The sequence below is a fragment of the Niveibacterium sp. 24ML genome, assembly GCF_026586805.1.
GTDB lineage: Bacteria > Pseudomonadota > Gammaproteobacteria > Burkholderiales > Rhodocyclaceae > Niveibacterium.
In genome coordinates this window covers 56639-79116 of record NZ_JAPFHA010000017.1, presented here as the reverse complement: position 1 = coordinate 79116, position 22478 = coordinate 56639, and the positions used below count along the sequence as shown (strand labels likewise).

Sequence of the window (22478 nt, the reverse complement as noted above, 5' to 3'; positions counted from 1 at the left end):
TCAGCGCAGGCGTCGCGTGGTCTCCCGGATCATCAGCTCGACCTGCGGTTGTTCGAGCTTGAAGGGCTTGTTGGTGATCAGGCCGAGTACCGCGCCCGCCGCCATGTGGCCGATTTCATACACCGGCTGCCGCATCGTGGTCAGCGGCGGCGTGGTGTAGAGTGAGCCGGGCAGATCGTCGAAGCCGATCAGCGAAATGTCTTCCGGCACGCGAATGCCGCGCCGGTAAAAAGCCAACCGGGCGCCGTAGGCCGTCTGGTCGTTGGCTGCGAAAACCGCGCTGAAGGGCACGCCGCGATCAAGCAGTTGGTTGGCGCACAGCATGCCGCCGGATTCGCGGAAGTCGCCTTGCACCACCAGCGCCTCGTCGAACGGAATCCGCGCGTCTTCCAGAGCGTGCTTGTAACCCACCAAGCGATCGTTCGCATCCTGCAGATTGGGCATGCCGGCGATATGTGCGATCTGCCTGTGCCCCAGTTCGATCAGGTGGCGGGTTGCGCGATAGCCGCCCCACACGTTGTCGACGCGGATCGCGCGGGCGTTGTCGGCCTCGCAGCCGTGGCCGGTGGCGACGATGGGCACCTGTTCCGAAAAGCGCACGATCTGGTCGTCGGGGATGTTGCCGCTGACCATGATGATGCCGTCCACCTTGCGTGCCATCAGCAGCGCCACGCGCTCGGCTTCTTCTTCCGGATTCCAGTGGCCGCTCACGATCAGCGCCGCATAGCCGCTCCCCGCGAGCCCCGCTTCAATGCCCTTGAGGGTTTCGTTGAAGAAGGGGCTGTCCAGTGCCGGGGTGACGACACCGATCGTCATCGACTGGCCGCGTTTGAGGCTTTGCGCCAGCACGTTGGGCGTGAAGTTCAAGTCAGCGATCGCCTTTTCGACGGCCTTGCGCTTGTCGGACGACACACGGGCCGTGCCGTTCAGGATGCGCGACACCGTGCTGGCAGACACGCCCGCAGCCTCAGCCACTTCGACCAGCGTGGCGCGGGAGGGCCCCGACGGATCCCGTTTGCGTTGGGTGGGTTTGGCAGTCGTTTTCATGACGTTCTTTGCTTTGAATGCGCACGATTCTAGCGTGGCATGCCCTGGCAAGGCAGTCTTGACCCCAAGCAAAGCCCCAAGGAAACTGCCCATGGCAAGCTTTCAACGAATTGCCGCTGGGCTTTCAGTTTGGTGCTGTATGGCATTGCAATGCACCCAGCCGCCTGAAAACATTTTCAAGTGGCCGGGTGAAATCGACGCGATCAAGGCCTGCGTGACAGATTCACGCCCTGCACACCAGTCAAAAGCAGGATGTACCTTACGCACCGACTGGTGCGCATCGCGCTGGGCCTGACCGTCGGGCGGGCCTTTGCTGGCGCCCGCGCTGCGTGTTCGTGCCGTGCGTGCCGCCTGCGTATGCGCGGGTCGCATGCGCCAGCATCAGTCGCTCCGCCAACGCCGCGCAGACAGCGTGTGAAGCGGCTCAGGCCAGCACCAGCAGGCGGTTGAGGTGTTGCGTGCCATCGAGCTCGAACCCGCGCTCACCCTCATCAACGAAGCCCTGCGCCTGGTAAAAGCTCAGGGCCCGCGGGTTGCGCGCGTTCACCGTCAGCCAGACGGCGGCATCGCCGCATCGGGCGAGCGCTTCCTGCCGCGCGCGATGCAGGAGTGCACCGCCGATACCATGCCGCGCGAAGCCCGGATGCACATACAAGGTTTCGATTTCGCAGCGGATGCCGCGGTGCCCGCCGCCAAAGCGCAGCACGGCATAGGCCAGCAGCGTGTTGTCGCGTTCGGCCACGATCAGGCGCCGCGCGGGGTCCGCGATCAGGCGTGCGATGTGTGTTTCATTGAGGCTATCGAGCACATGCCGGGCGATCGCATCGCTGATGCCATCGGACGCATAGGTGTGCAGCCACACGAAGATCCCTAGGGCGGCAATGCGTGGGGCGTCTGCCGGTGCGGCGAGCCTCAGCGGGGTGGTGATGGGTGCCATTGCCGTGATGCGGCGCCCGCCTCAGCGCACGCTGCTCAGATAGCTCGAAATGGCTTGCCGGGCTTCGGCGCCCAGATTCACGAAGCTGAGCCCGACCTTGAAGCCGTCTTCGCGGCCGCTGAACACGCTGTGCAGCACCTTGGCTTCGACTTCCACCAGCTTGATTCCCTGCGCGCCGGCAGGCAAACCAACACGCAACACGCAGGATGTTTTCGATGGCGGGTTGGCCGTAGCAATGATGCTCATGCCACCCAGACTGATATCCACCGAACGCACCGCCGTCGGCCGCGAGCCGGGCAAGCGCAGGTAGGACGTGGTGCGCAAGGGTTTGCGTTCGTTCTGGCGGCGATCACTGCTGGGTTTTGAGGGGTCCATCGCTTGCTTGTTTGCCGGCGGCATCGGTTCTGGCGAGATATTGTGCCCTGAAGCAAGGGGCTTCGCAGCAGTAAGGCTGACACTGGCGCCGTTTGGCGTCGATTCAGCGCCTGTTGCCGTCGTTTCGCGCCAGAAGCCTCGCGTGGCGGGAGGGCGCCTGCCAGGCTGGCGCCTGATCGTTCAACCTTCTCTGTCATGGAGTGCCTGATGCTTCGCATGCGTAATGGTTTTGCCGCACTGCTTGTGTTCCTCTCTCCGCTCGCGCACGCCGGCGCCGGCGATCCGTTCGACGGGGCGCGTTGGCTGCAGCATGTGCGTGAGGATTTGCTGCCGTGGTGGACGCAGCCCGCGGCGCAGGGCAAGCCGATTGGCCAGTTCCCCACCTTCCGCTGCCACGACGGCCGCGCCTACGATGCCGCCAAACCCTGCGACGAGCTGGCCAAGGCGCCGGCCTGGATCCGCAGCGAACTGGGGCGCGACTATGTGCGCATGCAGGCACGGCAGGTGTACGCCTACGGCATGGGTTTCCACCTCACCGGAGACCCGGCCCTGCTCAAGCTCGCCGAGGCCGGCGTGCGCGACATCCGCAGCCGCGCGCTCGACCCCGCCACCGGCAGCCCCGTCACCTACTGGCAGAACGGGCAAGGCCTGCCGGCGGTGGAACTGCGCAATGCGCAGGACGTGGCCTACGCCGGCGCCGCGCTGGGCGTGTGGTACTACCTCACCCGCGATGCCGCGACGCTGGCCGATCTGGATCGCCTGCACCGCCACCTGATGAGTTACTTCGACGCCGCCGCCGGCCGCATGAAGTGGACCCTCGCCGGGCCCGAAGCCGACAAGGCCGAACTGGTGGCCCAGCTCGATCCGCTCAACGCCTACATGGTGCTCGTTACCCCGCTGCTGCCGGACGAAATGCGTGCCCGTTGGCAGGCTGACATGCGCCGCCTCACCGGTGCAATCCGCAGCCAGTTCTGCAGTGCCGACGCGCCGCGTTGTGCCGGCACCCTGGGCGACGCTGCGGCGAGCCAGCCCGGCGCGCGTCACAACGATTTCGGCCACACCGGCAAGGCCTTCTGGATGACCTGGCTGGCCGCCGAGCAAACCGGCGACACCGCCCTTGCAGACTGGGCGCGCGAGCAGGGCCGCGCGGTGTTGCGTGATGCCTATGTGCAACGCAACGGCAGCTGGGCGCGGCGCTGGACTGCCAATGGCGTGCAGCCGGGCAACGACTGGTGGATCTACGCCGAGCTCGACCAACTGGCGGCCACACTGGCGCAGCGCGGACGCGGGGATGCGGCCTGGCTGGCGCGCACCTGGCCCTACTGGTTCGATCACTTCGTCGAAGCCGGCGTGCCGGAAGTCTGGGGCAGCGTGTCGCCGACCGGCGAGCCCGACCGCAACGAACTGCGCCAGCACCAGTGGAAGAACGGCTATCACGCAATGGAGCACGCGCTGGTCAGCTACATCACCGCGGAAAGCCTCGCCGGCAAGCCCGCGCAGCTCTACTTCGCGCCCAGTGCCAAGGGCGCGGCGCTGCCGGCCTACTACTACGGCGGCACCGCTGCCCAGCCGCGCATCGAAACCCGCAAGGGTGGCAAGGTGCTGGTGGCCGACATCCGCCTGCCCGCGCCGGCGGACACCCCGGACGCCGTCGTAAGCCTGCCGCCGCCGACGGCCGACGTGCCGCCCGGCACGCCGGTGGCGCTCACCGAAGAAAACGCGGCGGCGAAGCTGCTGGGTGAATGGGAAGGCGTCTGGCTGGCGCCAGCGGCTGGCGGCGAAGGGCGTCTGACGATCCGCTTCGAAGCCATCGACTCCGGCAGGCTGCAGGGCCGACTCAGCGCCTTCGATACCGGCATGGACGAGCGCACCCGCGACATCCCGATCAACACCGAACTGCGCTTCGAGAACGGCCAGGCGCTGGTCAGCGACAGCAGCGGCAAACCCTTCGCGGTGCGCTACACGCTGCGCCGCGATGGTGAAACCGACCGGCTCGACTGGACCGACCGCGCGCAGGGCTATCTCTTGCAGATGCGGGTATCGCGCGTGCAACGCTGAACGGCCGTGACGACGCAGGCGGCATGACCTGGCGCAGCCGCCTGCGCGCGCTTGCCGCTAAGATCGGCGCTCCCGAATCTGTGCCCCCACCATGAACACATCCGATCACAACCCCTACGCACCCCCCAACGCCGAGGTCGTCGAGCTCGATCCGGCCGGGGACGAGGCGCCGGGCCTCGTGCGGCCCTTCTCCCCGCGCGGGCGGCTCGGGCGCGTGCGCTACCTCGCTTACGGGATGGTTGGGCTGCTGGTCCTGGCGCTGCTCTTTGGCCTGGGGACCGCGCTCTCGGCCATGGGTGGCATGCCGGTACTGGGGATGCTGGTGATCCTTGTCGCCTACCTGGGCTACTTCGTTTTCAAGCTGGTGCTGGTGATCCAGCGCGCGCATGACTTCGATCAGCGCGGCTGGGTCGGCCTGCTCGCCTTCGTCCCGCTGGCCAACCTGGTCTTCCTGTTCGTCCCCGGTAGCAAGGGGCGCAACCGCTTCGGCCCCAAACCCCCGCCCAACGGCAAGCTGGCGGTGTTTGCCGCATTCGCGCTGGTGTTCGTATTCGTGCTCGGTGTGCTCGCCGCGATCGCGCTGCCCGCCTACCAGGACTACGTGCAGCGCGCGCGGGCGGCGCAGGCGGGGCGCTGAGCGCCGCGCGGCGGTTCAGTAGCGCCCGACGCTGATCGGCGTTTCGCCGTCGATCGGGCGCGGGCGATGCGGCCGCGCGTGACGCCGCACTCAGTCGATCGTGATTTCGACCCGTCGCGTCTGGGCGTGCGTTTTCTTCGGAATCCGCAGCCGCAGTTCGCCGTGCTTGAATTGCGCTTCGATGCGCTCGGCATCCAGTTCGCGCGACAGCGTGAACGCGCGGTGGTAGCGCGGTGCGCTGACTTCCGTGTGAATTGCGCTGGCCCCCTCGGGCACCGGCAGCACGATCGTGCCCGCCAGGCTCAGCACATCGCCTTCGACATGGATCGACAGCCCTTCCTTGCTCACGCCGGGCAGGTCGGCCAGCAGCAGAATGCCTTGCGGGTCCTCGATGACGTCGACGGCCGGCAACAGGGTGTCGTCCTGGCGTGCGGGGTTCATGGTGTCGTGGTTCATCTGTCTGGCCCTCAGTTGATTTCGATCTTGCGCGGCGACTCGGCGGCGCGCCGCGGTACGCTCACATGCAGCACGCCGTTGCGGTAGCGCGCGGCAACCGCCGCCCCGTCAATATCGTCGGGCAGCGTCACGACGCGGCGGAAGCGGCCAGCGAAGCGCTCGCCGATATGCACGGTGGACTGGGCATCGCTGGCGGGCAGCGCCGAGGCGCGCTCGCCCGATACCGTGAGCACGCCGCGTTCGATCTGCACATCCAGCGATTCGGGTGCAATGCCCGGCGCAAAGACGCAGATCTCGATCGCCGTCGGGCTGCTGCTCAGGTTGATGGCCGGGAAGCTGCCCGGCGCGCCGCCACGAATGCTGGGCGAGCGTTCGGCCGGATGCTGGAGTTCGCGCTGCAGGCGATCGAGTTGCGCGATCACTTCGCGGGGAATGAAGCTGCGGTAGATCATCGGTCACTCCTTGGACTGGTTGCCGCACATCGATTGGGCTGTGCCGTGATGCTGAAATTGGGGGCCGCCGGGCAGCAGTTCAAGTACTTGAAAGGACGCCGCTGCAGCCCCAGTTATCGCGCGCAACCAAGTCGCGCAGGTAGCGGGGCGTGCTGTGCAGGTGCTGGTATCCGGGGGGGTACAGAGTGGCCAAAGCAGCGCGCCGAGTTAGCCGGCTGAGCTGAAGCCATGGGCGGCGCTTTGGGGGAGTGTTCGTGCCGGGCGCCGGCGCCGGTGCTAAGTCGTCGGTGGCTATAATCCGAGGCTCTTTGTCCTTGACGGGCGCAGCACGGCCCCCCACAGATCCGGATGACTACTGACCTTCTGGCGCCGATCGAGACCGCGCTCTCGCTTCAGCGTGACAACGACGCGCTGATCCGTGCTTACCTTGAAACCGCCATCGCGGCGGGGCAAGCTGCACGAGCCACTGATCATCTGTTGGAGCAAGGGGTTGCGCTGACAGCGCTTGACCCAGCGTTGTGCGCTCGTGTGGCCGAATCGCTGCACATGGATGGACTGCCTGCGCGCGCGCTCGAGTGGCTTCCGAATGATCATCCTCGGTATGCCCTGCTGCGTTGCCGCTGCTTGCTGGCAATTGGCGATCGTGCGGCGGCACTGGCTTCCTACCGTGCGGCGGTGGCGGCGAACCCGGCGCTGGACGACGCGGCGCTGCTCTCGGAACTTGAAGGGCGCGTGGTGAGGCTCGATAGCCACCGCAGCGGTGAGCGCGTGACCAGTCTCGCGGCCGACCAGACGGGCGCGAGCGACGTGATCCGGATGACCCAGCCAGTCGGTGACCGCATCACGTTTGCCGATGTCGGTGGGCTCGATGCGATAAAACAGCAGATCAGGCGCCGCATTCTCACTCCGTTTCAGAAACCCTCACTTTTCCAGCGGTTCGCGAAGAAATCCGGGGGAGGCGTTCTCCTCTACGGACCGCCCGGTTGTGGCAAGACGCTGCTTGCTCGCGCGACTGCCGGCGAGTGTGGCGCCAGCTTCATCAACGTAGCGGTATCCGACGTGCTCGACATGTACATCGGTGAGTCCGAGCGCAAGCTGCGCGCGGTGTTTGACCAGGCTCGGCGCCAGCGGCCGGCCGTGCTGTTCTTCGACGAAGTCGAGGCGTTGGGCGGTAAGCGGCAGTACAGCCGCGAAGCGACGAGCGCGAAGCTGGTCAGCCAGTTCCTGTCGGAACTTGATGGTTTTGCGCAGAACAACGAGGGCGTGCTGGTGTTGGCGGCGACCAACGTGCCGTGGGCCGTGGATCCCGCATTTCGTCGTCCGGGGCGATTTGACCGCGTCCTCTTCGTGCCACCACCAGATCTGGTCGCTCGCCGCCAGATCGTTTCTGCGCTGCTGGAAAAGCGGCCGACCCGTGACCCGATTGATCTGGACTACGTGGCGCGCCTCACCAGCGGCTTTTCCGGCGCCGATATTGCCGACGTCATCGAGACAGCCGCGGACGAGGCGATCGATGCCTCAATCGCGCGAGGCGAGGAGGTTCCTATCGACGACCTCTGCCTGAAGGCCGCGCTCAAGCAGGCACGGCCAACCACCCTTGAATGGCTGACCACGGCGCGAAACTACGCCCGTTACGCCAACGAAGGCGGCCAGTACGACGAGGTACTGGATTTCCTCAAGGCAATGGGCCAGGCATGAGCGCGCGTCGATACGCCATTGCTGACGAACCCTTGCCTGGCGCAGCGGCGCGTTTCATCGTGAACCCGATCTGGCCGGTACTCGCGACAATGATTGTCGGCGGTCTGCCCGGACTTGCCTGGCTGGCGCTGAACGGCTTTGCGCTCGGCTCACCGACCCGTGTTCGCGAGGCGGTGCTCTGCGCGGCGGGTATCGCGCTCGCGTTTGCCGTCCTTTGGGGCACCCACCTTGCTCATGAGGCCGGGTGGTTGAGCACCCAGCTCGCCCGCTATGTGCTGTTGCTAGCGCTTGTCAGCAAACTCGCCTGCGCCTATCGAGCCTGCTTCATGCAGCAGCGTGCCATCGAGCTTTACCAGTATTACGGCGGGCGGGTGGCCAACGGCTTGATTCCCCTGCTTGTAGGCGCTTTTTTTCTGGCGCCGGTGCTCTCTCGCGGCGTCACTACACCTTGGCTGCGTAATCTGGTGCTTTCATGAGAGGCGCACACCATGAGATTGAGCTCGCGGTTCAGCTCTCGGCGCAGGGGCATCACGCCGCAGCAGTCGAGCGTTTGCGCCGCGTGCTGGCTGATGCGCCCGAGCACGCCGCGGCCCACGCATTGTTGGCGTTTGGCTTGCTGGGCATGCGACGGATCCACGCTGCATTGCATGAGGCGAAACAGGCGATCGCACTGGCGCCCGACGAACCTCTGGGTCACCGTGCGATGGCCGCTGCGCTGCTTGCACACCGCCGCACAGCCGAGGCGCGCGGACACGTCGAACAGGTGTTGACCCAATCACCTGACGAGGCGCACGGGCACCTCATCCGCGCTCAGCTCGCCGCACAGGAGCATCGACCCAGCGAACAGCGCGCGGCACTCGAGCGCGCGCGCGAGCTGGCGCCCGATGATCCAGATGTCCTGACTGCCTGTGGCGATTTCGATTTCAGCGACGGGCGCACCGACGCGGCATGGCAGGCGGCTCGTGAAGCGCTCGGTGAGCAACCCGCGCATCAGGATGCGCTGGTGCTGATGGGGCACGTTCTGTTGCGCCGCGGCGATGTTGCTGCGGCGCGGGAGCATGCGCTCTGGGCGGTGCAACACAACCCCTCGGATGAGGGGGCGCTGAGGCTCTTGTCGTCGGTCAAGGCCAGGCAAAGCCTGACGCTTGGGATTTGGTGGCGATGGCAGTCGTGGGTGGGAGGCGGCAGCCCGTTGCGTGCCACCTTGCTATTGATCGGCGTGTTCCTGGCCTATCGCGTTGCGGTACTGGCGCTGCAGGATCTGGATTTTGGCGCCGGCGCGCTTGCGCTCAATTTCGTGTGGTTGGCATTCGTCGTCTACACCTGGGTGGCGCCAGGCCTGTTCTCGCGGATGCTGGCTCGCGAACTGGAATCTGTGCGTCTGCGGCCGGACTATTGAGCGCAAGCGGGCGGGTCACCGCCACCGCGGCGCGCGCTGCACATGGCCACCGCCGCGGCGTGCAGGATCGTGTTTCGAGCCCCGCGCACGAGGCTTGAAAGCGATGGGGTTTCGCCACATATGCGGGGTCTACCAGAATCTGCGGACGCGTGGCGTATCCGAGGAGACTGCATGACCAATCTGTGCCCCTTCCTGCCTTGTGGAAGCAGGCTCTTCGCTGGCGCCGTGCTCAGCGTGATCGTCAGCTTGCTGCCGCCCCAACTACTTGCAGGCGTTTCCGCCGCGGCTGCCCCGCGCCCGGTGAGTCCGCGCGGCGAGCTGCAGGCCGACGAGAAGGCGACGATCGCGCTGTTCGAGCGCAGCCGCGATGCGGTGGCCTACATCACAACGAGCCAACGGGTGCGCGACCTGTGGAGCCGCAATGTGTTTTCGGTGCCGCGCGGCAGCGGATCGGGCTTTCTCTGGGATCAGTCCGGCCATGTGGTGACCAACTACCATGTGATCGAAGGCGCGAGCGAGGCGACCGTGCGACTGGGCGATGGCACCGACTACCGCTCTACCCTGGTCGGCGCGAGCCCGGAACATGACATCGCGGTGCTGCGCATCAAGCTGGGCAAGAGCCGGATTGCACCGATCCCCCTGGGCAGCAGCCATGACCTGCGGGTGGGCCAGAAGGTGTTCGCGATCGGCAATCCCTTCGGCCTCGACTGGACCTTCACCAGCGGCATTGTCTCGGCGCTTGACCGCTCGCTGGGCGAAGAGGGCGGCCGCGCGATCCACCACCTGATCCAGACCGACGCGGCGATCAACCCGGGCAATTCGGGTGGGCCGCTGCTCGATTCGGCCGGGCGGCTGATCGGCATCAACACCATGATCTACAGCCCGAGCGGGGCGAGCGCCGGCATCGGTTTTGCGGTGCCGGCCGATACCCTCAACAGTGTGGTGCCGGAACTGATCCGCAGCGGCCGCTACGAGCGCCCCGACCTTGGGCTGGAACTCGACGAGCGGGTCAACGCGCGCCTCTCGCGCATGCTGGATGTGCGCGGCGTGGTGGTGGTGCGGGTCGAGCGTGGTTCCAGCGCCGACCGGGCCGGCTTGCGCGGCATTACGCAGACCCCCGGTGGCGGCTTTGTCGCTGGTGACATCATCACCGCGGTGGATGGCAAGCCGGTGGACTCGGTCGACAAGTTCCAGGCGCTGCTCGACGACAAGCGGGGCGCGGATCAGGTGATGCTGAGCGTATCGCGCCAGGGCAAGGTGCAGCGGATTGCAGTGCGCAACCTGCGCTGAGGGTTCGGCCGCTTGCCACCGGGCCGGCACCCACAAGTCACGACTTCGCTGCGCTGACTCAAGTGCTGGCGGCCAATCGCCGGTAATCTGGCGTGCGCGGTGTGCGAGAGCGTGGCATCGATCGGCCATCAATGGGAGTGCGCAGGCGTGAGGGCGAAAGCAAAGGTAAGCGCGTACTGGGTGACGCCGGATGGCGAGGATCGCGCGGGCAAGCTGGGCGCGGATCTGCTGCGTGCTGCGGGCTACGAAGTGAAGGTGATTGCCGCCGGGGCCGAGCCTGCACAAGCCGATGCGGTGTGGGTGATCCGTGCCGATCTGGGGATGAGCGAGGGCGATCTCAGGCGTGCCCTCGGTGGCGGCAACCGCCCGACCGTGGTGGTGGTGGACAACGCGGAGCATGCAATGCGCGTGCTGCCGATGCTCGATGACAGCGACCCCTCCGAAGTGCTGCAAGACGTCGTCAGCGTGAGCGATGCGCCCAGCCAGCTCGTCTGGCGCATCCGTCGCCTGCGCCGCATTCGCCGGCGTGAGCGCGAACAACTTGCGCAAGTGCATCGAGACCGGCTGACCTCGCTCTTCAACCGCAGCACGTGGTTCGAGCGCGCCGAAACGATGATCAGGGGCGAGGGCGCTGTTGGCTTGCTGCTGCTTGATCTGGACCACTTCAAGCGCATCAACGACAGCTACGGCCACGATGCCGGTGACGAGATCCTCATCTTCGTGGCTGATTGTCTGCGCGAGTGGGCCGCGCCGGATGACCTGATCGCGCGCTTTGGTGGCGAAGAGTTCGCCGTCATGATGAGGCGCCCGGATGAAGTGACGGTGGCCGATGATGCCCGCCGCTTCATCGAGCACTTCTGCTCGATCCGCTATCCGATCCTGCCCGGCGGCGCTTCCGACGTACCGGGCGCGCGTTCGCGCAATCTGGGCTTCTGGTGGGGCGCGCCGCCCCCGGCATCGCAGCAACGTGACGTGACGCCGCTGAGCATCAGCGGTGGCTTGGCGCTGGTGCGCCCGAACCTCGCGCTCGATGAGTTGCTCGCTTCCGCCGATCAGGCCATGTACCGCGCCAAGGGCGAAGGGCGTGGGCGCCTGGTGGTGGCGGACGAACTGGCCGAGGTGCTGGCGCGCGAGGGCAAGGATCTGCGCATCGACCACTTTGAAAACGTCACCCGCGTGGTGACCGAACGGGTCACCAACCTGATCACCCTGATGGGCCGGCGCCTGATGAGCGAGGCCACCCGCGATGCCCAGCAGGACGGACTGACCGGCCTGCACAACCGGCGCTACCTCGATCTGCACCTGGAGCGCGAGCTCGAAGCCTCGGTCCGCAACCATCGCGCGCTCTCGCTGGTGTTCATGGATCTTGACCACTTCCACGACATCAACATGACCTACGGCTGGCCCACCGGCGACGCGGTCCTGCGCGCCTTTGCCGGCGTGCTCGAAGGCAGTGTCCGCACGATCGACTGGTCAGCCCGTTATGGCGGCGAGGAATTCTGCCTCGTGCTGCCCGACACCGATCTGGATGAGGCGCTGGATGTGGCCGAGCGCATCCGCCAGAAAACCGAGCAGCTTGTCGTGCTCAGCAACGATGGCCGGCGGGTGCCGGTCACACTCAGTGCCGGCGTTGTTCAGCGTGGCGATGAACTCGTCACGCGTGCCTTGCTCGATCGTGTTGCCTTTGCCACCCGCAGCGCCAAGGAATCGGGCCGCAATCAGGTGGTTGCCGGCTAACCCCTTGCCTGGATGTGCCTGAACACAGCTTTGCGTGGCGTGTGCCACGGCCGATCTAACGCGGGGCCTGATGCATCGCAATCGCTTGATCTTTTGCATCCATCAGCGCTTGACATGGGGCTAGATTGGAATGGCAGTTGCAGTCAACCAACAACAAGCAAAGGGGACTGAGATGACAAGGCAAATCAAACAACGTCAATGCGCGGTGGTGGTGGCGCTGCTGTTCGGCGCGCTTTCCGGTGCAGCCCTGGCTGAAACCAGCAACGACCGCTACTGGGCGCAACTGAGCGGGTACTGGGCGTCGATTTCATCTTCCGCCCGGCTCGACTTTCCGGGCACCAAGATTCCCGGCACCTCGCTGGAACTGGAAGACGAGCTGGGTCTCTCTGATCGCGATGTGCTGCCGGCGATCCAGATCGGTGGACGTATCAGCCAGAACTGGCGCATGGAGTTCGAGTACTACTCACTTGAGCGCAATGGCACCCGGTCAATTGATCGCCAGATCAACTGGGGTGACCTGAGTTTTCCCGCCAGTGCATCGGTCACCACGAATTTCGAAACGACGATCTATCGAGTCAGCGCCGGCTATTCGTTCTACAAGACGCCGCAGGCCGAAGCGGGCCTCGTGTTCGGCCTGCACATGACCGACTTTGTCATCGCGCTGAGCGGACAGGCCAGCGTAGGCGGTAACGCCGCGTCCTTCCAGAGCGAATCGAAAGACCAGCTCGTGCCCTTGCCAACGCTGGGCCTGTATGGCGGCTATGCGATCAACGACAAGTTCAACCTGCGTGCCCGCCTCGACTACTTCAGCTTGAACTACGACGACTACGATGGCTCGTTGATGGCGTTGTCTGCAGCGGTGGATTGGCGCTTCCACAAGAACTTCGCCGCCGGTATTGGCTATCGCTATGTCGACTATGGCCTGGAAGCCACCAAGGACAGCTTCCACGGCGAGGTGCAATACAGCTTCAGCGGCCCCACGCTGTTCCTCGAAACGGCATTCTGAGCGGGCGATTCGCACCGCCAGCTCGCGGGCGCCGTCTTCAACGGCGGCGCCCCGAAAGCCTCTAGCAGCTTGAATGGCGCAGCCTGGCTTGGTTGCGTATCAAGCCAGGCTGTGCTGCCGCCATAGGCCCAGCCCGGTCTGCTAGCCGCTCAGGCCCGATTCGTCTGAACCGGCCAGCGCGCGCTCGAAGTCGTCGAGGATGTCCTGCTGGTCTTCGATGCCGACCGACACGCGGATCAACGATTCGGCGATGCCCATCTCGGCGCGCTTGGCAGCGCCCATCTCCCAGAAGATCGTGTGCGCGACGGGGATGATCAGCGTGCGGGTGTCGCCCAGGCCGGTGGCGATGATCGGCAGGGTGAGGCGGTCGATGAAGGGCAGGCAGTCGGCGTCGTCTTCGAGTTCGAAGGCGAGCAGCCAGCTGTTGCCGCAGAACAGTTGTTTGGCGCGTTCGTGCTGCGCGTGGCTCTCCAGCCCCGGGTAGTAGACCCGCCGCACCGCGGGGTGGGCTTCGAGCATGCGGGCGAGCGCGAGCGCGTTGGCGCCGGTGGCGTTCATGCGCAGGCCCAGGGTCTCGGCGCCGACCGACAGGTGATGCGAGGCTTCTGACGACAGTGCGCCGCCCTGGTCGCGCAGGCCCTTCTTCTTGATCTGCCCAAGCCCCCAGCCGGCCGGGTTGCCCTTGCGGTAGGCCTCGAAGATGTTGGGGTACTCAGACCAGTCGAAAAGCCCGGTGTCGGTGACCGCGCCGCCGAGTGCATTGCCGTGGCCGCCGATCGACTTGGTCAGCGAGTTGATGACCAGCGAGGCTCCGACCGACTTGGGCTTGAACAGCCAGGGTGATGTGACGGTGTTATCCACCACGTAGACCAGGCCGTGCGCCCCGCACAGTGCACCGATGCCGGCAACATCGGCCACTTGCGTGCGCGGGTTGGCGATGGTTTCGACGAAGACCATGCGGGTCTGCGGCGTGATCGCGGCTTCCACTGCCGCGGCGTCTGTGGCTTCGACCATGCTTACGCGGATGCCGAGCGCCTGCAGGGTGCCAAGCAGGCTGTTGGTATTGCCAAAGACGTACTTGCTCGCGATCAGGTGATCGCCGGCCTTGAGCAGGGTGGTGAATACCGCAGTGATCGCGGCCATGCCGGTCGCGAAGCAGATCGTGCCGCGCCCGTCTTCCATGCGGTTGACGCTGGCTTCGAGCGCGGCGACGGTGGGTGTGCCCTGGCGAGCGTAGTTGAAACCGGCGATCTCGCCCTGGAAAACCCCGATCAACTCCGCAGCATTGGCATAGCCGTACTGCACCGAGGTGTGCATCGGCTTGTGGATGCCGCCGTGCTCGACGCCGCCGAGGCGATCGCCATGAACGGTGCGGGTGGTAAAGCCCCAGCGGGCAGGATCGGGTTTGCTCATGTTCGTCGGGCTTCGGTGAGAAGGGGGAAGCGGCGATTTTACGCTGTTGGTGCCATGCCTTCGGCAACCCACTGATGGATCTGCCGCCAGCAGCGCGCTTCGTGCAGCATGCCCATGTGGCCAAGGCCGCCCAGTTGGGCGGTGGCGACATTGGCCGCCGGCGGGTCGGCCAGCGCGCTGTCGGGCGTGACGAGGCCATCGCCGACGTATTTTCCGAAGGCGCTGTCGGCATCGTCGGCAATCGTGGCGCCGAGAAAACGCAATTCGACATGCGGCGGGTCTTCACCGCAGCCGTCGCCGAGGCCGTCGTGCAGATTGCGAATGCCGGCGCTGCGCCGTGCCGCGATGGCGCCGATCGGGGCGGTGACGTCAAAGCTGTCGAGCACCCGGTTGGTGATCGCGCCAAGGCGTTCGAGTGGTGAGCCCAGTTGCGGCGAACCCAGGCAGATCAACATCCGCGTCTTTGTTTGCCAGGTGCTGCCGTGCGAGCGCCGCAAGGCGCTGCGCGCAACCAGCCCGCCCATGCTGTGGCCGATCAGCAAGAACTCGTCGATATCGGGGCGCGCCTCGCACAGCGCCTGCATCTGCTCGACAAAGGCGACGCCGTTTTCGGGGATCGTGAGGCCGGTGTTGTAGCGCAGGTAGAGCGGGGTGTAGCCGAAATCCGCCTTGATCCGCGCGCCGTAATCGGGCTCGTCGCTGTCGGCTGCGGGCGTCCAGCAGTGCTCGTCGCAGGCAAGGCCGTGCAGGAAGATGCAGACCCGGCGGTGCGGAACCTTCAGCGTCGCCAGATCAAGCGGGGTGCTCTGGCCGCGCGCGAACAACTGCATCGGCGTTGCCAGCGCTTCGCCGTTGGCGGCGAGGTGGTCGCCGAACACGCCGTTGATCGCTGCGCGCAGATTGCTTTCACGGCGGCCCGGTGGCGCATCGCGCTTGAGCGCCTGCTCGGCATCGCCCGCCAAGCCCATCAGGCCGCGATTGCCCAGCCGCACCGAGGCGTGGATGCCGCTGCTGATGGCGTCGTGCACGGTTTCGATCAGCGCGGCGGGCAGCGACACCACCGGTACCTGCTTGAGTGCGCCGAAAGTCTTGCCCGCAATCGCGCGGTGCATCGCCTCGACCTGGTGGCTCAACTCATGCAGCCCGCGTTGCAAGGCGGGTGCGTAGTGCGCTTTTGGCTTGTCGTGCTGCTTGCTCATGGGCCACCCCGGGTGTCTGCGCGATCAGACATTGTGCGCCTTGCGGGCTTCAGCTTGCGTGGCAGTAGCGCAACAGATCGGCGAGGCGGCGGCCTTCGGTGTCGGGGAAGTGGTCGCCCGGCAGTTCAAGCTTCAGCAGGCGGTCAAGGCGGAAACTGCGGAAGTCCTCGCGCAGCTCGCACCAGGCGCCAAGCGTCCAGACCTGGCCCCAGAAGAAGAGGCCGAGCGGCCACGCGAAGCGCGTGGTGCGTGTGCCTTCTTCGTCGGCATAGTCGAAGGCGATCCGCAGGCGGCGATCAACCGCATGGCGCAGCGTTTCGATGTGCTGGGTGCCGGGCGTGATGTTGAAATCCGGCACATGCAAAGCGGTGGTTTCGAGCCGGATGCGCAGCGCCGGGCCCACGGCGGCGCTGATTTTCTCGAGCGCGCTGGTGGCGTGAAGGGCAAGCTCGCTGCCGCCCTTGGCGCCAACGATGCGTGCGCCGAGCGCCAGCGCGGCCAGCTCGTCGGCGCTGAACATCAGCGGTGGCAAATCAAAACCCGGCCGCAGCCGGTAACCGACACCCGCCTCGCCTTCCACCGGTACGCCGGAGGTGGAAAGGTCGGCGACGTCGCGGTAGATGGTGCGCTCGGAAACGCCGAGCCGCTCCGCCAGATGCGCCGCCGTCGTCAGCCGGCGGCCGCGCAGGATCTGCGTGATCTGGAAGAGGCGGTCGGCGCGGCGCATCGGGGCTCAGCCCATCGGCGTGCAGAGTTCGATCAGTGTGCCTTCCGGCGCGCGGACGTAGGCGACGGTCTGCCCCCAGGGCTTGGTGAGCGGCGCGGTGATCGGCGTGGCGCCCGCCGCCACCGCATGATCGAAGGCCGCTGGCACATCACTGGTGGTGAAGCCGACTTCGATGCCGGCTGGCTGCGCATCGGCATCCAGCGGCCGGTAACCCTGCGGCAGGCTGCTGGCGGCCACGTCGTGGCGCGCGAAGGCGAGCGCGGTGCCGCCGGTATCCAGCTCACCGAACTGCGCGTCGTCGGTGACGAAGCGCGTGGCAAACCCGAATGCACGTCGATAGAAATCGAGCGTCGCGCTGACGTCGGCGACGTAGACGATGGTGTAGGCGAACTTCATGGCAGCGTCCTTTCGCATCAGGCTTCGTGCAGCCCGACGAGGTTGCCCTCGGTGTCGATGATGTGCGCAAAGCGGCCCATGCCCTCGGGCAGCGCAACTGGCGGAAGTGCGACTTTACCGCCGGCGGCTTCAACGCGCGCAAGCAGCGTATCGAGCCCGGAATCGGCGTTGAGGTAGACCAGCGTGCCGCTCGCCGCCGGCCGTGCATCTGGCGCACGCATCAGGCAACCCGAAACGCCGGTGCCGTCATAGGGAAACACCGCGATCGTCCCCTCTGGCCCCATCTCTTCGCGCCTGAGCGATTCATCGAACAGCTGTTCGTAGAAGGCTGCTGCGCGATCCAGATCGACGACCGGAATTTCAAACCAGACAGCGCGCTGTTGCTCGCGGAGTGCTGTGTCCATGGTGCTGCTCCTGTTGCGGTTGAGGTGCAGACAGGATGCAGGGGGGCTACTGACAGCGTGGTGTCAGGAGGCGGCACTCAAGGGCTGGGTTGCTGCGGCGCTATTGGTGAGCAGGGCGTCAGAATCCGGTGATGACCCGCAACACCGCGAAGCCGCTCCATAGCCCGCACACCCCAAACGCCAGCATCCCGATCATGAAGCCGGCGCCGCGGCTTGCGGGATCTCGCTGGTAACTCACCGCGTAGAGGATGCGTCCAGCGAGCCCGACGAGGCCGGCGATCATCGCGTAGAGGTCGTTCACATAGGCGGCGAAGATCCACAGGGTGGGCAGGAAAATCAGCGCCCACTCGATGGTGTTGAGCTGGATCCGGTAGGCGCGTTCGAAGTATTCGTTGCCGGTGGTGGCGGGCGCCTTGATGCCGTACTTCTCGCGCGCGCGGCCCACGTTCCAGGCGGTGCCGAACATCAGCAGCACCAGTAGAAGCGTGACGCCGGCGGTCAGGGGATAGGCGTGCATGGTGTGTGTCCGTGGCTGGGTCAGGGGCGTTCGCGCAACTGGGCGATCTCGGCTTGCAAGATTTCGGGCCTTGCGTTGCCGGGCGCGATGGGTGCGCCGATGCTCAGCTTGATGCGGCTGAAGAATCCGCGCCGGAACGGCTTGCTCATGGCCGGGCCGTCCTTGCGCGAGAAGAAGCTGCCCCACAGCCCCGACAAGGCCATCGGCACCACCGGCACCGGGGTGCGTTCGACGATTCGTGTGACGCCGCTCTTGAACTCGTTGAGCTCGCCGGTATCGGTGATCCGCCCTTCCGGGAAGATGCCCACAAGCTCACCCGCTTCAAGCGTCTTGGCGACTTCGTCGTAGGCGGCCTCAAGCATGGCGGGGTCTTCCTTGGCTGGGGCAATCGGAATGGCACGGCCTTCGCGGAAGACGAAATTGATGATCGGCATCTTGAAGATCCGGTGATCCATGACGAAACGGATCGGGCGGCGGCTCTCCGCCATCAGGATCAGCGGATCGACGAAGCTGACGTGATTGCACACGATCACTGCCGGGCCTTCGGCAGGAATGTTGGCGTAGCCCTTGGCCTCGACGCGGTAGAAGGTATGCACCAGCAGCCATACGATCAGGCGCTGGAGGAATTCCGGCACCACGCTGTAGATGAAGATTGCCACCGCAATGTTCATCAACGCGGCGTAGAGGAACATCTGCGGGATCGAAGCGCCCTGGCTCAGCGCGAAGAACGCATAGCCGGCCGACGCAACCATGAAGCCGGCGTTGAGGATGTTGTTCGCGGCGATGATGCGCGAGCGATATTCCGGATCGCAGCGCGTCTGGATCAATGCGTAGAGCGGAATCGTGTAGAGGCCGCCGAAAACACCGATCAGCACCAGATCCGCCATCAGGCGCCAAGCGCCGGGTTGCGCGATGAAGCCTGCTACGTCCAGGCCGGGATGCGGGGCGCTGGGGCTTGCGAAGTACAGATCAACGCCAAAGACGGTCATGCCGATCGAAGCGAGCGGGACAAGGCCAAGCTCGACCTTGCCGCCGGATGCCCGTTCCGCAAGCAGCGATCCGAGGGCGATGCCGATGATGAACGTGGAGAGCAGGAAGGTCGATAAGTGCTCGCTCCCCCCGATTACGTCTTTCACGAAGGGCCCGAACTGCGAAAGCATCATCGCGCCATAAAACCAGAACCACGAGATCCCCATCATTCCCATCAGCACGGCACGGTTGCGGCCGGCGATGCGCATGTTCTGCGCGATCTCGCTGAACGGATTCCAGTTGAGGGCAACCTTGGCCAGCGGTGGCGCATCGGGAATCGACAGGCTTGTCAGCCAGCCGCACACCGCCAGCAGAACGCAGGCCCCGCCCGCCCAAATCGGGCCGGTATCAGGAATGGCGATCAGCACGCCACCGAGGATCGAGCCGAGCAGGATCGCGACGAAGGTGCCGCTTTCAACCCATGCGTTGCCGCCGACGATCTCGTCATTGTGCAAATGCTGCGGGAGTATCGAGTACTTCAAGGGGCCAAAGACAGTTGAATGCAGGCCCATCAGGAACAATGCCGAAAGCAGCAATGGCACCTGCTTGAAAAAGAAACCCGCCGCGGCAATCAGCGCAATGCCGACCTCCGCCAGCTTCACCCAGCGGACGAGGCGTGCCTTGTCAAACGCGTCGGCGATCTGCCCCGCCGAGGCTGAGAACAGGAACATCGGTAGCACGAACAGGCCCGAGGCCACTTGCACCATCAGGGCCGGCGACAGCCCCATGACCTTGCCCCCCTGGAAGGTGATCAGCAGCAACAGTGCCTGCTTGAGCACGTTGTCGTTGAACGCGCCGAGGAACTGCGTTGTAAAAAGCGGCAGAAAACGGCGGGTCTTAAGTAGAGACAAGGGGTTGTGCGCGATTGTCATGATTTGGCGTGGCAGGCGCCGGGGGGCTTCCCGGCGCAGCGATTATGCCGGGCCAGATGAATCCTGGCTGCAGATTTGAAAGAGGGGTGTGGAGCGCGCGGCCCGGTCGGTGCTGCGCCGCCTCATTTGCGTGCTGCAGCGCAGCGGATTTGCCCTCATAGGGCAACTACTAAGTTTGACTTCGATCAGCTAAATACCTAACATTGCGTGGTTTTTCGAGGCGCGCAGATGTACGCGGCACTGCAGGGAATGTACAAAGTTGTTGTCCTGCAATTGGCAACCGCCCTGATCGGCATCGCTCTTGCAGCGGTGTTTTTCGGGTCACGCGGTGCGCTCTCGGCGGCGTTGGGGGGCGCCGCCTGCGTCCTTCCCACTTGGCTGTTTGCAATCAGGCTCCACGCAGCGTCAAAGCGCCCAGGCGCCTCGTATGCGGTTGCCTTTTTTATTGGCGAACTGATCAAGATCGCGTTGTGTATCGGATTACTGGCGGGCGTCCGCCTGGTGTATCCCGACGTCCATTGGGGCGCGGTTGTCATCGGGCTGGTCGTGACGCTCCAAGCGAACTTTTTTGCATTTTTAGTTAAGACCTGACATGGCCACCGGACACGAAGTGCAAGCGCCCACCGCCGGCGAGTACATTAATCACCACCTGACCCACTTGAATCAGACGGGTCATCCGCAGCAGAACATCGTCGATTGGTCGCTCATCAACATCGACACGATGTTCTGGTCCATCACGATCGGTGTCATTACGTTGTTTTTCCTCTGGCGCGCGGCCTCGAAGGCAACTTCCGGGGTGCCGGGTCGCTTCCAGGCAGCAGTCGAAATCATCGTCGAGATGGTTGCAGATCAGGCCAAGGGCATCGTTCATAGCGCCGAGTCGCGCAAATTCGTTGCACCCCTGGCGCTAACCGTGTTCGTCTGGATCTTCATGATGAACGCGATGGACCTGCTGCCGCTCGATCTTCTGCCCACGCTATTTCAGCTCGCAACCGGCAACAGCCATGCGTACATGCGCATCGTTCCTACGGCCGATCTGAACGCGACGCTTGGCATGTCGATCGGCGTGCTGACGATCTGCCTCTGGTACAACATCAAGATCAAGGGTTTTGGCGGTTGGGTGCATGAGCTGTTTGCCGCGCCGTTCGGCGACAAGTGGTTCCTGTACCCGGTTAACTTCATGATGCAGTTGATCGAGTTCGCCGCGAAAACCATCTCTCACGGCATGCGACTGTTCGGCAACATGTACGCAGGCGAGCTGGTATTCATGCTGATCGCGCTGATGGGTGCTGCTTGGGGCACTGCTGGCGTTGCAGGTCCGCTACTGTTTGTCGGCCACGTTCTGGCCGGTTCTGCGTGGGCAATCTTCCACATCCTGATCATTACCCTGCAGGCATTCATTTTCATGATGCTGACCCTCGTATATGTGGGTCAGGCTCACGAAAGTCACTGACGCTAGCGTCGTACCAGCGCTGTTAAGTTTTTGATTCAACCCCACTTTTTCTGAAATAGAGGAGTCGTCATGGAACACGTTCTTGGTTTCGTTGCTCTGGCCGCTGGTCTGATCATCGGTCTTGGTGCAATCGGTGCCTGTATCGGTATCGGCATCATGGGTTCGAAGTACCTTGAAGCTTCTGCTCGTCAGCCTGAGCTCATGAACGCGCTGCAGACCAAGATGTTCCTGCTGGCTGGTCTGATCGATGCTGCATTCCTGATCGGTGTCGGTATCGCGATGATGTTTGCCTTCGCTAACCCGTTCAAGCTCTGATTCCGCACATCAAATCCACTGATTTTCCGGGAGTGATGCCGTGAATCTGAACGCAACGCTGTTTGCCCAGTTCGTTGTGTTCTTCATCCTCGCGTGGTTCACGATGAAATTCGTGTGGCCGCCGATCGTGAAGGCACTCGACGAACGCGCAAAGAAAGTCGCAGATGGGCTCGCTGCTGCGGACAAGGCGAAGACCGATCTCGCGCTGGCTGAAAAGAGGGTTGTCGAGGAGCTGCGCAAAGCGCGTGAATCCGCAACCGACGTTCGTGCCACTGCCGAGAAGCAGGCTGCCATCCTGATTGAAGAGGCTCGTACCGAAGCGGCGCGCATCGTTGCCGCTGCGCGGACTGCCGCTGAACAGGAAGCTGGCGCCGCCATGCAGAAAGCCAAGGAAGGCCTGCGCGACCAAGTCGCACAGCTTGCCGTGGTCGGTGCAGAGCGGATCCTGCGCAAGGAAATCAACGCCGAAGTCCATAGCGACCTGTTGGCCAACCTGAAACAGGAACTGTAAGACGCCATGGCCGAAAACGTCACCGTCGCTCGCCCGTATGCCGAAGCGGCGTTCAAGTTGGCTCGTGATGCCAACGCACTGAACGCGTGGGCTCAAGCGCTCGCGCGCTTGGCGGCGGTCGCGAGCGAACCGCGTATCCGGGCGAACATCGACGACCCGAGTGTGTCCGCTAGCGCGGCTGCACAACTGTTCGTTGAAGTCGCTGGCGACCTCACCGCAGATCAGAAGAACTTCGTGACCATTCTCGCCGAAAGCGATCGCTTGGCCGTTCTTCCTGAAATCCTTTCGCTCTTTTCGGCGCAGAAAGATGCGCATGAAGGGGTCAAGGATGCGCTGGTGAGTTCCGCCTTTCCGATTGATGACGCGACGCTCGCTCGCCTCGTTGCCGATCTCGAGACTCGCTTCAAGTCCAAGGTCAAAGCGACCGTGCAGATCGACCGTGAGTTGATCGGCGGAGTGAAGATCGCCGTTGGCGACGAAGTGATCGACGCCTCGGTCCGCGGCAAGCTCGCCGCGATGGCCGCCGCGCTACAGAATTAGGAGCTTTAGG

General features: G+C 64.6%; 26 protein-coding genes. 14 read left to right on the top strand and 12 right to left on the bottom strand.

Features of this window, described 5'->3' with window-relative positions; all coding sequences use genetic code 11:
* Nucleotides 1–1047 carry a LacI family DNA-binding transcriptional regulator gene (locus tag OPU71_RS14665; protein WP_267728758.1) on the bottom strand — a complete coding sequence of 349 codons (1047 nt, stop codon included), beginning with the start codon at nucleotides 1045–1047 and terminating at the stop codon, nucleotides 1–3.
* A 91-nt stretch (nucleotides 1048–1138) separates the two neighbouring features.
* On the opposite strand from OPU71_RS14665, the gene OPU71_RS14660 reads away from it, so the two are divergent.
* Nucleotides 1139–1342, top strand: a complete 204-nt coding sequence (locus OPU71_RS14660) for a hypothetical protein (protein ID WP_267728757.1) — start codon at nucleotides 1139–1141, stop codon at nucleotides 1340–1342.
* A gap of 129 nt (nucleotides 1343–1471) precedes the next feature.
* Here the strand turns inward: OPU71_RS14660 and OPU71_RS14655 are convergent, their stop codons facing one another.
* Together OPU71_RS14655 and OPU71_RS14650 are read right to left on the bottom strand one after the other, a co-directional pair.
* Entirely contained in the window at nucleotides 1472–1984 is a 513-nt protein-coding gene (locus OPU71_RS14655; protein ID WP_267728756.1) for a GNAT family N-acetyltransferase, read from the bottom strand.
* A 21-nt stretch (nucleotides 1985–2005) separates the two neighbouring features.
* On the bottom strand, nucleotides 2006–2359 hold the full coding sequence (locus tag OPU71_RS14650) for a PilZ domain-containing protein (RefSeq protein ID WP_267728755.1): 354 nt from the start codon (nucleotides 2357–2359) through the stop codon (nucleotides 2006–2008).
* Nucleotides 2360–2566: 207 nt separating this feature from the next.
* Between OPU71_RS14650 and OPU71_RS14645 the strand changes: the two genes are divergently transcribed.
* Together OPU71_RS14645 and OPU71_RS14640 are read left to right on the top strand one after the other, a co-directional pair.
* On the top strand, nucleotides 2567–4417 hold the full coding sequence (locus tag OPU71_RS14645) for a hypothetical protein (RefSeq protein ID WP_267728754.1): 1851 nt from the start codon (nucleotides 2567–2569) through the stop codon (nucleotides 4415–4417).
* 91 nt (nucleotides 4418–4508) lie between these two features.
* A complete protein-coding gene (locus OPU71_RS14640) occupies nucleotides 4509–5054 on the top strand; it encodes a DUF805 domain-containing protein (RefSeq protein ID WP_267728753.1) in 546 nt (181 codons plus the stop codon).
* A gap of 90 nt (nucleotides 5055–5144) precedes the next feature.
* On the opposite strand, the gene OPU71_RS14635 is transcribed toward OPU71_RS14640, so the two are convergent.
* Both OPU71_RS14635 and OPU71_RS14630 read right to left on the bottom strand, forming a co-directional pair.
* Nucleotides 5145–5510 (bottom strand): Hsp20/alpha crystallin family protein, encoded by a 366-nt coding sequence (locus OPU71_RS14635; RefSeq protein ID WP_267728752.1) that lies wholly within the window; start codon nucleotides 5508–5510, stop codon nucleotides 5145–5147.
* An 11-nt stretch (nucleotides 5511–5521) separates the two neighbouring features.
* Nucleotides 5522–5962 carry an Hsp20/alpha crystallin family protein gene (locus OPU71_RS14630; protein WP_267728751.1) on the bottom strand — a complete coding sequence of 147 codons (441 nt, stop codon included), beginning with the start codon at nucleotides 5960–5962 and terminating at the stop codon, nucleotides 5522–5524.
* A gap of 348 nt (nucleotides 5963–6310) precedes the next feature.
* On the opposite strand from OPU71_RS14630, the gene OPU71_RS14625 reads away from it, so the two are divergent.
* From OPU71_RS14625 to OPU71_RS14600, 6 genes are all read left to right on the top strand, one after another.
* Nucleotides 6311–7660, top strand: a complete 1350-nt coding sequence (locus OPU71_RS14625; RefSeq protein WP_267728750.1) for an ATP-binding protein — start codon at nucleotides 6311–6313, stop codon at nucleotides 7658–7660.
* Nucleotides 7657–8136 carry a hypothetical protein gene (locus OPU71_RS14620; protein WP_267728749.1) on the top strand — a complete coding sequence of 160 codons (480 nt, stop codon included), beginning with the start codon at nucleotides 7657–7659 and terminating at the stop codon, nucleotides 8134–8136. The genes OPU71_RS14625 and OPU71_RS14620 overlap by 4 nt, the downstream gene beginning before the upstream one ends.
* Nucleotides 8133–9059, top strand: coding sequence for a tetratricopeptide repeat protein (locus OPU71_RS14615; RefSeq protein ID WP_267728748.1), 927 nt, complete (start codon nucleotides 8133–8135; stop codon nucleotides 9057–9059). The genes OPU71_RS14620 and OPU71_RS14615 overlap by 4 nt, the downstream gene beginning before the upstream one ends.
* Nucleotides 9060–9230: 171 nt before the next feature.
* On the top strand, nucleotides 9231–10349 hold the full coding sequence (locus OPU71_RS14610) for a S1C family serine protease (RefSeq protein ID WP_267728747.1): 1119 nt from the start codon (nucleotides 9231–9233) through the stop codon (nucleotides 10347–10349).
* A 147-nt stretch (nucleotides 10350–10496) separates the two neighbouring features.
* The gene (locus OPU71_RS14605; protein WP_267728746.1) at nucleotides 10497–12086 is read left to right on the top strand and encodes a GGDEF domain-containing protein; all 1590 of its coding nucleotides are present in this window, start codon (nucleotides 10497–10499) and stop codon (nucleotides 12084–12086) included.
* Between the two features lie 172 nt (nucleotides 12087–12258).
* Nucleotides 12259–13092 (top strand): outer membrane beta-barrel protein, encoded by an 834-nt coding sequence (locus OPU71_RS14600; protein ID WP_267728745.1) that lies wholly within the window; start codon nucleotides 12259–12261, stop codon nucleotides 13090–13092.
* A gap of 141 nt (nucleotides 13093–13233) precedes the next feature.
* Here the strand turns inward: OPU71_RS14600 and OPU71_RS14595 are convergent, their stop codons facing one another.
* From OPU71_RS14595 to OPU71_RS14565, 7 genes are all read right to left on the bottom strand, one after another.
* Nucleotides 13234–14505: a cystathionine gamma-synthase family protein gene (locus OPU71_RS14595; protein ID WP_267728744.1), complete on the bottom strand. Its 1272-nt coding sequence runs from the start codon at nucleotides 14503–14505 to the stop codon at nucleotides 13234–13236.
* A gap of 38 nt (nucleotides 14506–14543) precedes the next feature.
* Nucleotides 14544–15704 (bottom strand): esterase/lipase family protein, encoded by a 1161-nt coding sequence (locus OPU71_RS14590; RefSeq protein ID WP_267728743.1) that lies wholly within the window; start codon nucleotides 15702–15704, stop codon nucleotides 14544–14546.
* 49 nt (nucleotides 15705–15753) lie between these two features.
* On the bottom strand, nucleotides 15754–16431 hold the full coding sequence (locus OPU71_RS14585; RefSeq protein WP_267728742.1) for a helix-turn-helix transcriptional regulator: 678 nt from the start codon (nucleotides 16429–16431) through the stop codon (nucleotides 15754–15756).
* 6 nt (nucleotides 16432–16437) lie between these two features.
* A complete protein-coding gene (locus tag OPU71_RS14580) occupies nucleotides 16438–16827 on the bottom strand; it encodes a VOC family protein (protein WP_267728741.1) in 390 nt (129 codons plus the stop codon).
* A 17-nt stretch (nucleotides 16828–16844) separates the two neighbouring features.
* Nucleotides 16845–17231: a VOC family protein gene (locus OPU71_RS14575; protein WP_267728740.1), complete on the bottom strand. Its 387-nt coding sequence runs from the start codon at nucleotides 17229–17231 to the stop codon at nucleotides 16845–16847.
* A gap of 118 nt (nucleotides 17232–17349) precedes the next feature.
* On the bottom strand, nucleotides 17350–17748 hold the full coding sequence (locus OPU71_RS14570; protein ID WP_267728739.1) for an MAPEG family protein: 399 nt from the start codon (nucleotides 17746–17748) through the stop codon (nucleotides 17350–17352).
* 20 nt (nucleotides 17749–17768) lie between these two features.
* Nucleotides 17769–19649, bottom strand: coding sequence for an MFS transporter (locus OPU71_RS14565; protein WP_267728738.1), 1881 nt, complete (start codon nucleotides 19647–19649; stop codon nucleotides 17769–17771).
* A gap of 228 nt (nucleotides 19650–19877) precedes the next feature.
* Between OPU71_RS14565 and OPU71_RS14560 the strand changes: the two genes are divergently transcribed.
* From OPU71_RS14560 to OPU71_RS14540, 5 genes are all read left to right on the top strand, one after another.
* A complete protein-coding gene (locus OPU71_RS14560; RefSeq protein WP_324256070.1) occupies nucleotides 19878–20240 on the top strand; it encodes an ATP synthase subunit I in 363 nt (120 codons plus the stop codon).
* Between the two features lies 1 nt (nucleotide 20241).
* Nucleotides 20242–21102 (top strand): F0F1 ATP synthase subunit A, encoded by an 861-nt coding sequence (gene atpB / locus OPU71_RS14555; protein ID WP_267728737.1) that lies wholly within the window; start codon nucleotides 20242–20244, stop codon nucleotides 21100–21102.
* Between the two features lie 69 nt (nucleotides 21103–21171).
* Entirely contained in the window at nucleotides 21172–21417 is a 246-nt protein-coding gene (gene atpE, locus OPU71_RS14550) for a F0F1 ATP synthase subunit C (RefSeq protein ID WP_148579106.1), read from the top strand.
* Nucleotides 21418–21457: 40 nt separating this feature from the next.
* Nucleotides 21458–21928, top strand: a complete 471-nt coding sequence (locus tag OPU71_RS14545) for a F0F1 ATP synthase subunit B (protein WP_267728736.1) — start codon at nucleotides 21458–21460, stop codon at nucleotides 21926–21928.
* A 6-nt stretch (nucleotides 21929–21934) separates the two neighbouring features.
* Nucleotides 21935–22468, top strand: a complete 534-nt coding sequence (locus OPU71_RS14540) for a F0F1 ATP synthase subunit delta (RefSeq protein WP_267728735.1) — start codon at nucleotides 21935–21937, stop codon at nucleotides 22466–22468.
* Nucleotides 22469–22478: the final 10 nt, after the last annotated feature.

Bases quoted from the DNA above. Each gene is read 5' to 3' on its own strand.
- OPU71_RS14665 (WP_267728758.1), bottom strand. From the start codon at position 1,047: ATGAAAACGACTGCCAAACCCACCCAACGCAAACGGGATCCGTCGGGG.
- OPU71_RS14660 (WP_267728757.1), top strand. From the start codon at position 1,139: ATGGCAAGCTTTCAACGAATTGCCGCTGGGCTTTCAGTTTGGTGCTGT.
- OPU71_RS14655 (WP_267728756.1), bottom strand. From the start codon at position 1,984: ATGGCACCCATCACCACCCCGCTGAGGCTCGCCGCACCGGCAGACGCC.
- OPU71_RS14650 (WP_267728755.1), bottom strand. From the start codon at position 2,359: ATGGACCCCTCAAAACCCAGCAGTGATCGCCGCCAGAACGAACGCAAA.
- OPU71_RS14645 (WP_267728754.1), top strand. From the start codon at position 2,567: ATGCTTCGCATGCGTAATGGTTTTGCCGCACTGCTTGTGTTCCTCTCT.
- OPU71_RS14640 (WP_267728753.1), top strand. From the start codon at position 4,509: ATGAACACATCCGATCACAACCCCTACGCACCCCCCAACGCCGAGGTC.
- OPU71_RS14635 (WP_267728752.1), bottom strand. From the start codon at position 5,510: ATGAACCACGACACCATGAACCCCGCACGCCAGGACGACACCCTGTTG.
- OPU71_RS14630 (WP_267728751.1), bottom strand. From the start codon at position 5,962: ATGATCTACCGCAGCTTCATTCCCCGCGAAGTGATCGCGCAACTCGAT.
- OPU71_RS14625 (WP_267728750.1), top strand. From the start codon at position 6,311: ATGACTACTGACCTTCTGGCGCCGATCGAGACCGCGCTCTCGCTTCAG.
- OPU71_RS14620 (WP_267728749.1), top strand. From the start codon at position 7,657: ATGAGCGCGCGTCGATACGCCATTGCTGACGAACCCTTGCCTGGCGCA.
- OPU71_RS14615 (WP_267728748.1), top strand. From the start codon at position 8,133: ATGAGAGGCGCACACCATGAGATTGAGCTCGCGGTTCAGCTCTCGGCG.
- OPU71_RS14610 (WP_267728747.1), top strand. From the start codon at position 9,231: ATGACCAATCTGTGCCCCTTCCTGCCTTGTGGAAGCAGGCTCTTCGCT.
- OPU71_RS14600 (WP_267728745.1), top strand. From the start codon at position 12,259: ATGACAAGGCAAATCAAACAACGTCAATGCGCGGTGGTGGTGGCGCTG.
- OPU71_RS14595 (WP_267728744.1), bottom strand. From the start codon at position 14,505: ATGAGCAAACCCGATCCTGCCCGCTGGGGCTTTACCACCCGCACCGTT.
- OPU71_RS14590 (WP_267728743.1), bottom strand. From the start codon at position 15,704: ATGAGCAAGCAGCACGACAAGCCAAAAGCGCACTACGCACCCGCCTTG.
- OPU71_RS14585 (WP_267728742.1), bottom strand. From the start codon at position 16,431: ATGCGCCGCGCCGACCGCCTCTTCCAGATCACGCAGATCCTGCGCGGC.
- OPU71_RS14580 (WP_267728741.1), bottom strand. From the start codon at position 16,827: ATGAAGTTCGCCTACACCATCGTCTACGTCGCCGACGTCAGCGCGACG.
- OPU71_RS14575 (WP_267728740.1), bottom strand. From the start codon at position 17,231: ATGGACACAGCACTCCGCGAGCAACAGCGCGCTGTCTGGTTTGAAATT.
- OPU71_RS14570 (WP_267728739.1), bottom strand. From the start codon at position 17,748: ATGCACGCCTATCCCCTGACCGCCGGCGTCACGCTTCTACTGGTGCTG.
- OPU71_RS14565 (WP_267728738.1), bottom strand. From the start codon at position 19,649: ATGACAATCGCGCACAACCCCTTGTCTCTACTTAAGACCCGCCGTTTT.
- OPU71_RS14560 (WP_324256070.1), top strand. From the start codon at position 19,878: ATGTACGCGGCACTGCAGGGAATGTACAAAGTTGTTGTCCTGCAATTG.
- atpB (WP_267728737.1), top strand. From the start codon at position 20,242: ATGGCCACCGGACACGAAGTGCAAGCGCCCACCGCCGGCGAGTACATT.
- atpE (WP_148579106.1), top strand. From the start codon at position 21,172: ATGGAACACGTTCTTGGTTTCGTTGCTCTGGCCGCTGGTCTGATCATC.
- OPU71_RS14540 (WP_267728735.1), top strand. From the start codon at position 21,935: ATGGCCGAAAACGTCACCGTCGCTCGCCCGTATGCCGAAGCGGCGTTC.